General features: G+C 60.0%; 11 protein-coding genes. 8 read left to right on the top strand and 3 right to left on the bottom strand.

Annotated features, from left to right (window positions below; translation table 11 throughout):
• Window positions 1-12 precede the first annotated feature (12 nt).
• Both flgD and flgE read left to right on the top strand, forming a co-directional pair.
• Entirely contained in the window at window positions 13-735 is a 723-nt protein-coding gene (flgD, locus tag ASD95_RS09725; RefSeq protein WP_056728055.1) for a flagellar hook assembly protein FlgD, read from the top strand.
• Between the two features lie 31 nt (window positions 736-766).
• A complete protein-coding gene (flgE, locus tag ASD95_RS09730) occupies window positions 767-2,098 on the top strand; it encodes a flagellar hook protein FlgE (protein ID WP_056728052.1) in 1,332 nt (443 codons plus the stop codon).
• 285 nt (window positions 2,099-2,383) lie between these two features.
• Here flgE and ASD95_RS09735 read toward each other — a convergent pair whose 3' ends face one another.
• The gene (locus ASD95_RS09735) at window positions 2,384-5,278 is read right to left on the bottom strand and encodes a ribonucleoside-diphosphate reductase subunit alpha (protein ID WP_056728050.1); all 2,895 of its coding nucleotides are present in this window, start codon (window positions 5,276-5,278) and stop codon (window positions 2,384-2,386) included.
• A gap of 734 nt (window positions 5,279-6,012) precedes the next feature.
• Here ASD95_RS09735 and ASD95_RS09740 point away from each other — a divergent pair.
• Window positions 6,013-6,735: a winged helix-turn-helix domain-containing protein gene (locus tag ASD95_RS09740; RefSeq protein ID WP_056728048.1), complete on the top strand. Its 723-nt coding sequence runs from the start codon at window positions 6,013-6,015 to the stop codon at window positions 6,733-6,735.
• Entirely contained in the window at window positions 6,732-8,342 is a 1,611-nt protein-coding gene (locus ASD95_RS09745; RefSeq protein ID WP_056728045.1) for an ATP-binding protein, read from the top strand. Before ASD95_RS09740 ends, ASD95_RS09745 begins: the two co-directional genes overlap by 4 nt.
• A 126-nt stretch (window positions 8,343-8,468) precedes the next feature.
• Here ASD95_RS09745 and ASD95_RS09750 read toward each other — a convergent pair whose 3' ends face one another.
• Window positions 8,469-9,194, bottom strand: coding sequence for a 4'-phosphopantetheinyl transferase family protein (locus tag ASD95_RS09750; protein ID WP_201783895.1), 726 nt, complete (start codon window positions 9,192-9,194; stop codon window positions 8,469-8,471).
• Window positions 9,195-9,427: 233 nt separating this feature from the next.
• On the opposite strand from ASD95_RS09750, the gene ASD95_RS09755 reads away from it, so the two are divergent.
• The 4 genes from ASD95_RS09755 (at window position 9,428) to ASD95_RS30270 (ending at window position 13,125) form a co-directional block, all read left to right on the top strand.
• Window positions 9,428-10,030 (top strand): hypothetical protein, encoded by a 603-nt coding sequence (locus tag ASD95_RS09755; protein ID WP_056728041.1) that lies wholly within the window; start codon window positions 9,428-9,430, stop codon window positions 10,028-10,030.
• A 120-nt stretch (window positions 10,031-10,150) separates the two neighbouring features.
• Window positions 10,151-10,828: a response regulator transcription factor gene (locus tag ASD95_RS09760; protein ID WP_056728039.1), complete on the top strand. Its 678-nt coding sequence runs from the start codon at window positions 10,151-10,153 to the stop codon at window positions 10,826-10,828.
• Entirely contained in the window at window positions 10,825-12,171 is a 1,347-nt protein-coding gene (locus ASD95_RS09765; protein ID WP_056728037.1) for an ATP-binding protein, read from the top strand. Before ASD95_RS09760 ends, ASD95_RS09765 begins: the two co-directional genes overlap by 4 nt.
• 198 nt (window positions 12,172-12,369) lie before the next feature.
• On the top strand, window positions 12,370-13,125 hold the full coding sequence (locus tag ASD95_RS30270; protein WP_056728035.1) for a polysaccharide deacetylase family protein: 756 nt from the start codon (window positions 12,370-12,372) through the stop codon (window positions 13,123-13,125).
• 82 nt (window positions 13,126-13,207) lie between these two features.
• Here ASD95_RS30270 and ASD95_RS09775 read toward each other — a convergent pair whose 3' ends face one another.
• Window positions 13,208-14,206, bottom strand: coding sequence for an AraC family transcriptional regulator (locus tag ASD95_RS09775; protein WP_056728033.1), 999 nt, complete (start codon window positions 14,204-14,206; stop codon window positions 13,208-13,210).
• Window positions 14,207-14,335: the final 129 nt, after the last annotated feature.

Genomic DNA, 14,335 nt, shown 5'->3' on the forward strand with positions numbered 1-14,335 from the left:
GGGGCGACTCAGATGAGTGTTACCGATTCCACCAGTGGTTTGAGCCTCAACGACATCCTGGCCAACTCTTCGATCAAGACCACCACCACGACTGACGGCCTCGCGTCGGCCACCGGCAGCGCCACGGGCAGCAAGGCCCTGGGCAAGGATGCGTTCCTGCAGTTGCTGGTTACGCAGTTGAAAAACCAGAACCCGCTGGAACCCCAGGACAACGGCGAGTTTGTCGCTCAGTTGGCGCAATTCAGCAGCCTGGAAGGCATCACCACGCTCAACGATACGGTGACCGGCCTGGCCAGCAACTACAACTCGTCCCAGGCCCTGCAGGCGTCGTCGCTGGTGGGCCGTTCGGTCATCGCTCCGGGCGACAAGGCCGTAGTCGATACCACCAAGAGCCTCAGCGGCACGGTAGTCGTGCCGTCTTCAGTGGCGTCCGCCACCCTGAAGATCACCGACTCGGCCGGCAAGACCGTGCGCACCATCGACCTCGGTTCGCAGAAAGCCGGCAACGCCAGCTTCATCTGGGATGGCAAGAACGATGCGGGTGAGACGGTAGCCGCTGGCACCTACACCTTCGGTGCCACGACCACCATCGATGGCAAGTCCGTCGCGTTGATCACTAATCTGCCGGCGACCGTCAACAGTGTGACCATCAGCCAGACCGGTGGTGAGTTGATGCTCAATCTGGCCGGGCTGGGCAGCATTGCCCTGTCCAAAGTACAAACCATTGGTATGTAGAGCCGACTAACACGGCATAAAGGAGTGGATGATGTCTTTTAATATCGGCCTTAGCGGTCTCTATGCAGCCAACAAACAACTGGACGTGACCGGCAACAACATCGCCAACGTCGCGACCACCGGTTTCAAATCGTCCCGTGCAGAATTCGAAGACGTGTACTCGGCGACCCGCCTGGGCACCGGCAGCAAGACCGTCGGCAACGGCGTGCGCCTGGCTAACGTTTCCCAGCAGTTCGGCCAGGGTGACGTGAGCAACACCGGCAACGTGCTCGACATGGGTATCCAGGGCAACGGTTTCTTCGTACTGAGCAACAACGGTTCGTTGACCTACAGCCGTGCCGGTACGTTCAAGACCGATAAGGAAGGCTACGTCACCAACAGCGACGGCACTGCCCGTCTGCAAGGTTACGGCGTGGACTCCAACGGCAAGATCGTCAATGGCGTGCTGACCGACCTGCGGATCGACACCTCCAACCTGGCGCCGAAGTCCACCAGCACCGTGTCGTCGACGATCAACCTGAACTCCACCTCGGCGGTGATCGACCAGACGGTTGCGGCGAACAAGTTCGACCCGTCCAAGACCGAGACCTTTACCAAGTCGTTCAGTACTCCGATCTACGATACGCAGGGTAACCAGCACACCATGGATCAATACATGGTCAAGACTGGCGCGAACACCTGGGACACCTACACCCTGATCGATGGCCGCAATCCCGATGGCAGTGATCCAACCGTCACTGATCCGATCGCTTCGACCATGTCGTTCGACTCCACCGGTAAACTGACCTCGGTGAGCACGCCAGTGGTGCCGCCAACCACGCCACCGACTTCGGTGATCAGCAGTGACCTGAAAATCACCAACTGGACCCCGGGCAGTGTCACCAATGGCGTCTGGACAGCCAACGGTGCCGCAGCCGATCCTGCAGGTCTGACTATCGCCATGGCCAACACCACCCAGTTCAACGCCGACACCGCGCGTTCGATTCCGGCGCAGAACGGTTACGCCACGGGCCAGATCACCAACTTGACCATTGATGGCAGTGGTGTGCTGCTGGCCAACTTCAGCAACAACCAGACCAAGCCGATCGGCCAGATTTCCCTGGCCAGCTTCACCAACGAGCAAGGCCTGCAGCCGGTAGGCGGCACCAGCTGGAAAGAAACCTACGCGTCGGGCATTCCGGGCTACGATGCGCCGGAGACCGGTACCCTGGGTTCGATCGTTTCCAACTCCCTGGAAGAGTCCAACGTCAACCTGACCAACGAACTGGTCGACCTGATCAAGGCACAGAGCAACTACCAGGCGAACGCCAAGACCATCTCCACCCAGAGCACCATCATGCAGACCATCATTCAGATGACTTGATGCTGGATTGAGCTGTGCAAGGAGCCCCTCGAAAGAGGGGCTTTTTTGTGGCCTGAGGTTTTATGCTGGATGTGATGGCCTCTTCGCGGGCAAGCCCGCTCCCACAGTTGATCGTGTTTATCTGGAAAGACTCGGTCCCCTGTGGGAGCGGGCTTGCTCCGGGCGGCGTTCCGACGAAAGCGTCAGATCAGTCACCCATTTCCTCGAGGCAAAAGAAAACCCCCGACCCGCCAGAGGCTGATCGGGGGTTTCGAGTAAGCGCCTTGCGGCGCTCACGGGCTCAGCTTATTGGCAAGCTTCGCAATCCGGCTCGTCGATGGCGCAAGCCTTTGGCACTGGAGCGGGACCTGCAGGAGCCGCCAGAACCGAGTCGTCACCGTGGTTGCCGCCGCTGGAAACAGCGTTCAGCTTGCCGGTGTTGATGGTCGACTTCTCGGTGCTGGTCGCGGCCAGGGCACGGAGGTAGTAAGTGGTTTTCAGACCACGGTACCAAGCCATGCGGTAGGTCACGTCCAGCTTCTTGCCCGATGCGCCGGCAATGTACAGGTTCAGCGACTGAGCCTGGTCGATCCACTTCTGACGACGGCTGGCGGCGTCGACGATCCACTTGGTGTCCACTTCGAAGGCAGTCGCGTAGAGCTCTTTGAGTTCTTGCGGGATGCGCTCGATCTGCTGCACCGAACCGTCGTAGTACTTCAGGTCGTTGATCATGACCGAGTCCCACAGGCCGCGAGCTTTCAGGTCGCGAACCAGGTACGGGTTGATCACGGTGAATTCGCCCGACAGGTTCGATTTCACATACAGGTTCTGGTAGGTCGGTTCGATCGACTGCGAGACGCCGGTGATGTTGGCGATGGTCGCGGTCGGTGCGATGGCCATGATGTTGGAGTTACGAATGCCTTTCTGTACACGGGCGCGAACCGGTGCCCAGTCCAGGGATTCGTTCAGGTCGACATCGATGTACTTCTGGCCACGGGCCTCGATCAGGATCTGTTGCGAATCCAGCGGCAGGATGCCTTTGGACCACAGCGAACCCTGGAACGTCTCGTAGGCGCCGCGCTCGTCAGCCAGGTCGCAGGAAGCCTGGATCGCGTAGTAGCTGACCGCTTCCATCGACTTGTCGGCGAACTCGACGGCAGCGTCGGAACCGTAAGGGATGTGCTGCAGGTACAAAGCGTCCTGGAAGCCCATGATGCCCAGGCCGACCGGACGGTGCTTGAAGTTGGAGTTCTTCGCTTGCGGCACCGAGTAGTAGTTGATGTCGATCACGTTATCGAGCATGCGCACGGCGGTGTTCACGGTGCGTTGCAGCTTGGCGGTGTCCAGCTTGCCGTCGACGATGTGGTTTGGCAGGTTGATCGAGCCCAGGTTGCAAACGGCGATCTCGTCCTTGTTGGTGTTCAAGGTGATCTCGGTGCACAGGTTCGAGCTGTGGACCACGCCCACGTGCTGCTGCGGGCTGCGCAGGTTGCACGGGTCCTTGAAGGTCAGCCATGGGTGGCCGGTTTCGAACAGCATGGACAGCATCTTGCGCCACAGGTCTTTGGCCTGGATGGTCTTGAACAGCTTGACCTTGCCTGGGTACTCGGTGAGGGCTTCGTAGTACTCGTAGCGCTCTTCGAAGGCTTTACCGGTCAGGTCGTGCAGGTCCGGTACTTCGGATGGCGAGAACAGGGTCCACTTGCCGTCGTCGAAGACACGCTTCATGAACAGGTCAGGGATCCAGTTGGCGGTGTTCATGTCGTGGGTACGACGACGGTCATCACCGGTGTTCTTGCGCAGTTCGATGAACTCTTCGATGTCCATGTGCCAGGTTTCCAGGTAGGCACACACAGCGCCTTTGCGCTTGCCACCCTGGTTAACGGCAACGGCGGTGTCGTTGACGACTTTCAGGAACGGCACGACGCCCTGGGACTTGCCGTTGGTGCCCTTGATGTACGAACCCAGCGCACGAACCGGTGTCCAGTCGTTGCCCAGGCCGCCAGCGAATTTCGACAGCATGGCGTTGTCGTGGATCGCATGGTAGATGCCCGACAGGTCATCCGGCACGGTGGTCAGGTAGCAGCTCGACAGCTGTGGACGCAGGGTACCGGCGTTGAACAGGGTCGGGGTCGAAGCCATGTAGTCGAAGGACGACAGCAGGTTGTAGAACTCGATCGCGCGGTCTTCTTTTTGCTTCTCTTCGATCGCCAGGCCCATGGCCACGCGCATGAAGAAGATCTGCGGCAGTTCGAAACGCACGCCATCCTTGTGGATGAAGTAACGGTCGTACAGGGTTTGCAGGCCCAGGTAGGTGAATTGCTGGTCGCGCTCGTGGTTGATCGCCTTGCCCAGTTTTTCCAGGTCGAAGGAGGCCAGCACAGGGTTCAGCAGTTCGAACTCGATACCTTTGGAGATGTAGGCCGGCAGCGCTTTGGCGTACAGGTCGGCCATCTCGTGGTGAGTGGCGCTCTCGGCCACACCGAGGAAGCCCAGGCCTTCGCCGCGCAAGGTGTCCATCAGCAGGCGCGCGGTCACGAACGAGTAGTTCGGCTCGCGTTCAACCAGGGTACGGGCAGTCATTACCAGGGCGGTGTTGACGTCGTTCAGGGCCACGCCGTCGTACAGGTTCTTCAGGGTTTCGCGCTGGATCAGGTCGCCGTCGACTTCTTCCAGGCCTTCGCACGCTTCGGTGACGATGGTGTTCAGGCGACCCATGTCCAGCGGCGCCAGGCTGCCGTCGGCACGGGTGATGCGGATCGACGGGTGAGCGTTGACCGCTTCTTCGGCCGGTGCGTGGGCAGCGCGTTCTTTCGAACGACCGTCACGGTAGATCACGTAGTCGCGAGCCACTTTCTGTTCGCCGGCACGCATCAGGGCCAGTTCGACCTGGTCCTGGATTTCTTCGATGTGGATAGTGCCGCCCGATGGCATGCGACGCTTGAAGGTCGCGGTGACCTGTTCGGTCAGGCGGGCAACGGTGTCGTGGATTCGCGACGAGGCAGCAGCGGTGCCGCCTTCAACTGCGAGGAACGCTTTGGTGATGGCGACGGTGATCTTGTCATCGGTGTAGGGAACGACAGTGCCGTTACGCTTGATCACACGCAGCTGACCTGGCGCGGTGGCGGACAGATCCGAATTCGAATCGGCGGCCTGCGGCAAGGTGCCCTGCGGGTTCTCGCGAGTTGTGTCGGTTTGCATGGGGGGGTGTCTCCACATTCTCTATGTTTGTTTGGGCACCATCACGGTGCCCACCGTTCCGTCCTGAAGCACTACAACCGGCGAGAGCCGGGCATAACAACTTCGGGACAGTAGGAAAAAGGCTAATGAGGCCGTCCTTGCCGAAGTCTTTGGCTACGAGCCTGGGCTCGAAACCGGATTCCTTTCGGGGGTGTCAGTCATGACTGCAACACCCGTACCGTTTTGGCCGCTCTGGCCTGAAAAAACGGTGCCATCCGCCAGTGCGGTTTGGGCTTGTAAGTTCACGCTTGGTTCAACCATAAACAGGCAATAAAGCGCTTGAGTTTCTGGTCTGAAATGTGGTTGGGCTTTTTAGTCAAAACCCTACATGTAGGGTTTTTTTTGCGCCGGGGTACAAGATAATGCGTTTTATGGGGGGGTGCAACATACTGCTTGTGGATAAACCTGTGCGTAAATTGTGTGTGAAAGAGGGAATCGGCGTGTAGGCCGCGACCTTGCTGGATCGAAGCTTTTTTCAGCGAATTTCAACGGGTGAAAACGCCAGGTCAGATTTTTAAGGGCGCGAACCCTACCACAAAAAACCCTGTTGTCCGAACGCATTTACCCGCTTGTGTTCTCGACGGGTGGCGTTTATACAATCGGCCCAGCGTGTATACATATTTATCCCCCCGAATCATTACAAAAAGACGGGCGGATCCTTCCTTATTAGTGTTTTTGGCAAGCAGAGGTCACCCGTGGAGCAAGAAGCCTGGCAGGTATTGATTGTGGAGGACGACCAGCGACTGGCCGAACTGACCCGCGATTACCTGGAAGCCAATGGCCTGCGTGTATTGATCGAAGGCAATGGTGCGCTCGCGGCGAATCGCATCATCAAGGAACAACCGGACCTGGTGATCCTCGACCTGATGCTCCCCGGTGAAGATGGTCTGAGCATTTGCCGCAAGGTCCGCGCCCGCTATGACGGCCCGATCCTGATGCTCACCGCCCGCACTGATGATACCGACCAGATTCTCGGCCTGGACCTGGGGGCTGACGACTACGTCTGCAAACCGGTACGCCCGCGCCTGTTGCTGGCGCGCATCCAGGCGCTGCTGCGCCGTAGTGAAACGCCCGAGGTCGCCCCGGAAAAACAGCGGCGTCTACAGTTCGGTCCGCTGATCGTCGACAACGCCTTGCGCGAAGCCTGGTTGCAGGGCAACGGCATCGAGTTGACCAGCGCCGAATTCGACCTGCTCTGGCTATTGGTGGCCAATGCCGGGCGCATTCTCTCAAGGGAAGAGATCTTCACCGCGCTGCGGGGCATCGGCTATGACGGTCAGGACCGCTCCATTGATGTGCGCATCTCGCGCATCCGCCCGAAGATCGGCGATGACCCGGAGCATCCACGGCTGATAAAGACCGTGCGCAGCAAGGGCTATCTGTTCGTTCCCGAGGCTTGCGTAGATCCGTCCCTGTGAACTCGATCTTCCTGCGTATCTATGGCGGCATGTGCGCCGCGCTGATTCTGGTGGCGGTGCTCGGTGTGCTGGCGTTGCACCTGCTCAATGAGGTGCGCAGCGAGCAATACCGCGAGCGCCTGGCCCACGGCACGTTCTCGCTGATGGCCGACAACCTGCAACCGATGAACCAGACTGAGCGCCACCGGGCCTTGCTGGTGTGGGAGCGGCTGCTGGGGATTCCGCTGGCGCTGAAAACCTTTGCCGAGACCGACCTCGACCTGACCCAGCGCACCCGTGTGTTGCGCGGCCAGGCATTGGTGGAGCAGACCGGGCCGCACGCGGCGAAGGTCTACAAGCTGGTCAGCGACAAGGAACAGTTGATGCTCACCGGGGAGGTGCAGCAGATCAGCGAGCAACTGGCCCGGGCGACCATCTACCTGTTGACCGATGAGCTGGTGCGCACCCCGGTCGCCGACCAGCCCTTGCGCCTGGCGCAATTGAAGGAAAGCAAGGGCTTCGGCTTCGACTTGCGCCTGGTCACGGTTGACCAGGCGGACATGGACGAAGACCAGAGCCGCCGGGTATCCGAGGGTGACACGGTGATGGCGCTGGGCAAGGGGGGCGATTCGATCCGGGTGTTTGCCGGCATGGTCGGCACGCCGTGGGTCCTGGAAATCGGCCCGCTGTATCAGATGAATCCTTATCCGCCGGAGTGGCTGGTGCTGATCGCTGCGCTGGGCCTGACGTTGATCGGTTTGATCGTCTATCTGCTTGTGCGCCAGCTCGAGCGACGCTTGCGTGGCCTGGAGGCCGCCGCCACGCGCATTGCCAAGGGCAGCCTGGAAACCCGCGTACCTGCTCGCGGTGCGGATTCGGTGGGGCGGCTGGCCTCGGCGTTTAACGGCATGGCCGAACACCTGCAGCAGTTGCTGGCGATCCAGCGTGAACTGGTGCGCGCGGTGTCCCACGAATTGCGTACGCCGGTGGCACGCCTGCGCTTTGGCCTGGAAATGATCGGCTCGGCCAGCACGCCGCAAGCCCTGGAAAAATACTGCCAGGGCATGGACCACGACATCGAGGACCTCGACCGGCTGGTGGACGAGATGCTGACCTACGCGCGGTTGGAACAGGGCTCGCCGGCGCTGAACTTTCAGCGGATCGATCTGGATGCCTTGGTCGACCAGGTGATCGAAGAACTGGCGCCGTTGCGCGCGGACGTCACGGTGCAACGCGGGTTATGCCTGTCGGCCGCCGACAACGACGACGCCTGGGTCGAGGCTGAGCCGCGCTACTTGCATCGGGCGATCCAGAACCTGGTGACTAATGCCATGCGCCACGCGCAATCACGGGTGACCATCAGCTATCAGGTGGGGCAGCAGCGATGCCGGGTAGATATCGAGGATGACGGGCCGGGCGTGCCGGAGTCGGCGTGGGAGAAGATCTTTACGCCGTTCCTGCGTCTCGACGACAGCCGCACCCGCGCGTCTGGAGGCCATGGGTTAGGCCTGTCCATTGTGCGACGGATCATCCATTGGCATGACGGTCGCGCGTTGATCGGCAAGAGCAAGAGCCTGGGCGGGGCGTGCTTCAGCCTGAGCTGGCCGCGCAATCAGGAGAAGCGTTGAGCCTTGTGTTGTCTGTTGCGGCCCCATCGCGAGCAAGCTCGCTCCCACAAGGATTTGTGGCGTGACATAGATCCAGTGTGGGAGCGAGCTTGCTCGCGATGGGGCCCGAACAGGCGCCAATAAACCTCAGGCCCTGATGCTGACCAGACTCAACAGCTGCCCATCCCTGACCCCGAACTGCGCATCCAGTTCGGTGCCATTGCGCCATTCGCTGGACAAGTCCGTGAGCAATCGCAACCGCACCTCGCCCGATTCACGCCACTCCAGCACTTCGGCGTGTTCGAAATAAAAGCGTTGCTGAACGATCGGATACAGCGCCTTGAACAGGCTTTCCTTGACCGAGAACGTCAGGGTGACCAGCAACGCCCGTTGATCGTGATCGCCCGCCGTCATGCGCTGTAGCTCCGGCGGATTGAGGATTTCCCCGGCCAGGCGTTCGGCCCGTTCGGCATTGAGCAGGTTTTCCAGGTCCATGCCCAGGCCGCGCCAATGGCTTTTGTTCGCCACGATCGCCGCGGCCCGGCCAGTGCTGTGGGTGATCGAGCCCGTGATATGACCAGGCCAGACCGGTGCCCGGTCTTCGCCGATGGCCGGAATGAAACTCAAGCCTTCCAGTCGCTGTAGCGCGGCCCGGGCGCACACTCGCCCGGCGAGAAACTCCGCCTGCCGTTTGGCCACCGAGCGCTGGATGCTCGCCGGCACTTCTACAGCGCTGCGCTGAAAGTCATCGCTGGCCAGTCGGGCGCTATCGAAGTGAGTACTCAGCAGGACCGTATCGGGCAGCACAAACGGCAGCGGCCAATGGTCATCGAGGGGTGTGCAGCAGGTGGGCAGGGCGGGGGTTGGATTCATATCAGGCATTTTGCCGGGTTGGCTTGAGGCTGGGTAGTGCAAAGCTTCTGACGAATTGGTAGTCGGCGCCGGACTTGTCCTTTGCAGGGTCGGATCTCCTGTTGAAACGTGTCGAAACATTCGGATGAGGGCGGTTCAGCCCAGGTTCAGAGTGCGTTCAGGGGGAGTTCAGGGCGCGGTGCGTAACCTTGCCCCGTACCCAAAAAACAAACGGCACATGAGGAAACTCCCCAATGACTGGATTCAAAAAACTGCTTCTGGCATTCACGGTTCTGGGCGCAAGCACCGCAGCTTTCGCATCCGACGACAACTTCGCCAGCCTTACTCTTGGACAGACCAGCGACAAGGTCAAAAAATCCCACGCCCTGAACGACAACCTCAATCACCCGAACGCCGATGGCGTAATCGGCAAGGACACCACCTGGGGTGTTCGTCTGGGCCAGCAAAATACCAAGGGCCGCTACTACGCCACTTACGACAATGTGTCGGGCACCCACAACGGCATTAAGCTGCGTCAGGAAAACCTTCTGGGCAGCTACGATCTGTTCTACCCGGTAAGCGGCACCACCAGGCTGTTCGGTGGCGCCACGGCCGGCCTGACAAAAATGACTCAGGAGTCTCCAGGCTTCAGCCGCGACAGCGATATCGGCTACGCAATCGGTGGCCAGGTGGGTGTGCTGCAACAGGTTTCGCAGAACACCTCGGTTGAACTGGGTTACCGTTACCTGCGCAGCAACGCGAGTACCGAGATGAGTGAGCGCGGCGGCAGCAAACAGGGTTCGCTGGACCTGACCAGCAGCGCCCAGACTTACCTGTCCGCCAACTACGCTTTCTGACAAGCGTTCCATGAACGGCCTGCGCCGGATCAGTCCGAATGACTGATCCGGCGTTGCCATGTTAGCTATTGAGGTGCGACGTTGCGCCTCTGGAGATGTTGATTTGCCCGGGAGAGCAATATGAAATTGCTGGTCGTCGAAGATGAAGCGCTGCTGCGTCATCACCTGCAAACCCGCCTGACGGAGAGCGGCCATGTGGTCGAGTCCGTGGCCAACGCCGAGGAAGCGCTGTACCAGACCGCGCAGTTCAACTTTGACCTGGCGGTGATCGACCTCGGTCTGCCGGGCATGAGCGGGCTCGACCTTATCCGCCAGTTGCGCTCAAGTGGCAAGAGCTTCCCGATCCTGATCCTCACCGCGCGCGGCAACTGGCAGGACAAGGTCGAAGGCCTGGCCGCCGGCGCCGATGATTACCTGGTCAAGCCGTTTCAGTTCGAAGAACTGGAGGCCCGCCTGAATGCCTTGCTGCGGCGCTCCAGCGGTTTCACCCAGTCGACCATCGTCGCTGGCCCCTTACTGCTGGACCTGAACCGCAAGCAAGCTTCCCTCGACGATCAGCCATTGGCATTGACCGCGTATGAGTACCGCATTCTCGAATACCTGATGCGCCATCATCAGCAAGTGGTGCCCAAGGATCGCTTGATGGAGCAGCTCTATCCGGACGACGACGAGCGTGATCCGAATGTGATCGAGGTGCTGGTCGGCCGTCTGCGCCGCAAACTGGAGGGGCCGGGCGGGTTCAAGCCGATCGACACCGTGCGTGGCCTGGGTTATCTGTTCAACGAGCGTTGCACTTGATCCGTTCGCTGCGCATACGCTTGATGCTCGCCGCCACGCTGTTGGCGGTGTTGTTCATGCTGGCGTTGCTGCCGGCGATGCAAGGCGCCTTCAGCCTGGCGCTGCAGGACTCCATCGAGCAGCGCCTGGCATCCGACGTGACCACGCTGATCTCGGCCGCCCGGGTGGAGAACAACAGCCTGCAGATGCCGGCGCAACTGCCCGACGAGCGCTTCAACCTCACCGACAGTCGATTGCTCGGCTACATCTATGACCGTGAAGGGCATCTGGTCTGGCGTTCGAAGGCGACCCAGGAAGAACGCATCAACTACAAGCCACGCTACGACGGACGTGGCAGCGAGTTTGCGCGGATCCGCGAAGCCAATGGCCAGGAGTTCTTCGTCTACGACGTCGAGGTCAAGTTGCTCGGGGGCAAAAGTGCAGCCTTCAGCATCGTGGCGTTGCAGCCGGTTCGCGAGTACGAACTGACCCTCGAAGGCCTGCGGGAAAATCTCTATCTGGGGTTTGGCGCGGCACTGCTGGTGCTGCTGGCGTTGCTGTGGATTGGTCTGACCTGGGGCTTGCAGGCATTGCGGCGCTTGAGCCAGGAACTGGACCAGATCGAAGGTGGCACCCGCGAAAGCCTCAGTGAGGAACATCCCCGGGAATTGCTGCGCTTGACCGGTTCCCTCAACCGTTTGCTGCACAGCGAACGTGAGCAGCGCAGTCGCTACCGCGATTCCCTCGACGACCTGGCCCATAGCCTGAAAACGCCGCTGGCGGTGTTGCAAGGCGTCAGTGAAGACATGGCCCAGCGTCCCGAGGATCGCGATCAGGCCTGGGTGCTGCAAGCCCAGATCGAACGCATGAGCCAGCAGATCAGCTACCAGTTGCAGCGCGCCAGCCTGCGCAAAAGCGGCCTGGTACGCCATCAGGTGCACTTGCGACCGGTACTGAAAAGCCTGTGCGACACGCTGGACAAGGTCTATCGCGACAAGCGCGTGCATGTCGCGTTCGACTTGCCCGATCCGTGCTATGTGCCGATCGAGCAGGGCGCTCTGCTGGAGATGATGGGCAACCTGCTGGAAAACGCCTATCGCCTGTGCCTGTGCGAAATACGCATCAGCGTGCGTGAAACCCTCAGTGGTACCGAGTTGTGTGTCGAGGACGACGGCCCTGGCGTACCACAGGATCAGCGCGCACGGATTCTCGAGCGCGGAGAGCGCCTGGACCGCCAGCACCCGGGGCAGGGCATCGGCCTGGCGGTGGTCAAGGACATCATCGAGAGCTACAGCGCCAAGCTGACCCTGGGGGATTCACCGATGGGCGGGGCGGTGTTCAGGATTCACTTTCCGGCAGTTTGAACGGGTATTTGATAGCGGTCTTTTACGGCCGCTAAAGGCATCAATCGTTAAACGACCGGCAACAAAGTTTTGTTGGCGTTCAGCCGTTTGGTGGCAGGTAATAGGCTTCGCCTCATTGACAACATGCACACGCAAAGCCTGTGTTGGTGCATGAGTGGATATGGGCTGAAGCGTTCCATGCCATCAAAGGAGATAAAAATGGAAAGGAAGAAAGTTTGGCTGACGTTTGACGACGGTCCTCGGCAAATCCAGACCGACACCGTGCTCGAAACACTGGCGCAGTTTGATATCAAGGCAACGTTTTTTGTTGTTGGCAATCTGGTTGCCAGGCATGGCGAGCGTATCAAGCGCATCCTCTGCGAAGGACACCGGATCGGTAATCACACTTACGATCATCTAAGGCTGGTTGGCCAGGACAAAGACACCATCATCGATCAAATCAAAATGACGGAGCAGGCACTGGCTCCCTACCAGCAGCCGGACCTGATCATGAGGCCGCCTTATGGCGCTCACGATGCGATGGTCGATCGCACTGTCGCCGAGTTGGGGTACCGGCAGGTTCTGTGGAGCGTGGATACCCTGGACTGGAACAGCAACTACCAACCGGGAGGCTGGGTATCCCATGGTGTTGAGCAAATAAGGAAAAGAAAGAACTCCATTGTGCTGATGCATGACATACACGCGACCACGGCCAACAATCTTGGCCGGTTCATCGAACAGGTAAACCAGCTAGGCGATGTGGACTTCGAATCACCGGCCACACTGGCGATTCCACCGGTCAGTCAGTTGAATATGTATGTGGTTGTAAAGGGCGATACATTGTCCAAAATTGCCAGAGAGTTTTATGGTGATGCTGCCAAGTACCCACTGATCTTCAATGCGAACAGGTCGGTGCTGGAGCATCCGGATAAAATTTACCCTGGCTTGTCGCTGATCATCCCGCCTCAGGAGTAAGCGTCCGCAAAACCTGGACGGGGTATTTCCGAGTGCGCTTGGGAGGACGCTAGTGATCACTGCGCAACGCGGGTGCTGAAACTTAGCTCTCCTGCGCCCGATAAGCCCCCGGCGTCAGCCCCGTCCACTTCTTGAACGCCCGGTGAAACGCCGACGGCTCGGAAAACCCCAACTGCTCGGCGATCTGTTGCAACGACAGGTCCGCGCGGCTCAGATGATAAATCGCGATGTCCCGGCGCAACTGGTCCTTCAATTCCTGAAAGCTCGAACCCTCTTCCCGCAAATGCCGGCGCAAGGTCTGTGGGCTGATGTGCAGATGGGCGGCTACGGCTTCCAGGTCGGGCCAGTGTGAACTGTCGCGACTGAGCAAGCGCCGCAGGCGGCTGCTCAAGCTGTCGCCATCGTCGGGGCGCGAGAGCAGGTCGGCGGGGGAGCGCTCAAGGAAATGCTTGAGGGTGCGTTCGTCCTGCAACAGCGGCATGGCCAGGTAGCGGCTGTGAAACAACAGGCTGCTCTGGGGCCTGGAAAACTCAAGCGGACAGGAAAACAACAGGTCGTATTCGGCGCCATGTTCGGGGCGGGGGTAGCTGAACGTGGCCTGTTCCAGGCGAATGCGCTGGCCGATCAGCCAGCTGCCGAAACGGTGCCAGATCACCAGCAGGCTTTCGCTGAGGAAATGATCCGGGTCCCAGAGTTGCGAGTCGTCCAGGCTCAGGCGCACCCATTCATCTTCACGGCTCAAGGTCAAACGCGGAGCCCCGGGGAATAGGCTATAAAACAATAAGCCGCGATGGAGTGCCTTATCCAGGTTGCGGCAGTGAATCACGGCATGGCACATCATCGCGAAGCTGCCCGGCCTGCTTGGGGCTTGCCCGAACCCCAGGTACTCGTCGTCCAGCGCCAGCCATAAGGCCTGGATCAGTTGGGTGAATTGCTCCGGAGCGATGCGTGCCCGGGGCTCGTCCAGCAACTCGGGGCTGATTCCCAGTTGCTGTAGCAGGCTTGAATAGTCGTAGCCGTGCCGACGCGCCCCCCCAAGGGCGGCGCGGGCGAAATGACTGGCGATGGTGCGTTCGCGCATGGCAGCAGATCTGACCGTTGATCGACGGATGGTAGCTGTGCACCGCGGGCGTGAACAGGGCGGATATCCGCCAAATAGCAGGACGACTTTTAATGGAAGGGCGGAAATCCGCCACATGCTTGTAACCGT

The sequence above is a fragment of the Pseudomonas sp. Root71 genome (assembly GCF_001429045.1).
Taxonomy (GTDB): Bacteria; Pseudomonadota; Gammaproteobacteria; order Pseudomonadales; family Pseudomonadaceae; genus Aquipseudomonas; species Aquipseudomonas monachiensis.

Coding starts and splice junctions, on each gene's coding strand:
- flgD (WP_056728055.1), top strand. CDS start 13: ATGAGTGTTACCGATTCCACCAGTGGTTTGAGCCTCAACGACATCCTG.
- flgE (WP_056728052.1), top strand. CDS start 767: ATGTCTTTTAATATCGGCCTTAGCGGTCTCTATGCAGCCAACAAACAA.
- ASD95_RS09735 (WP_056728050.1), bottom strand. CDS start 5,278: ATGCAAACCGACACAACTCGCGAGAACCCGCAGGGCACCTTGCCGCAG.
- ASD95_RS09750 (WP_201783895.1), bottom strand. CDS start 9,194: ATGAATCCAACCCCCGCCCTGCCCACCTGCTGCACACCCCTCGATGAC.
- ASD95_RS09755 (WP_056728041.1), top strand. CDS start 9,428: ATGACTGGATTCAAAAAACTGCTTCTGGCATTCACGGTTCTGGGCGCA.
- ASD95_RS09760 (WP_056728039.1), top strand. CDS start 10,151: ATGAAATTGCTGGTCGTCGAAGATGAAGCGCTGCTGCGTCATCACCTG.
- ASD95_RS30270 (WP_056728035.1), top strand. CDS start 12,370: ATGGAAAGGAAGAAAGTTTGGCTGACGTTTGACGACGGTCCTCGGCAA.
- ASD95_RS09775 (WP_056728033.1), bottom strand. CDS start 14,206: ATGCGCGAACGCACCATCGCCAGTCATTTCGCCCGCGCCGCCCTTGGG.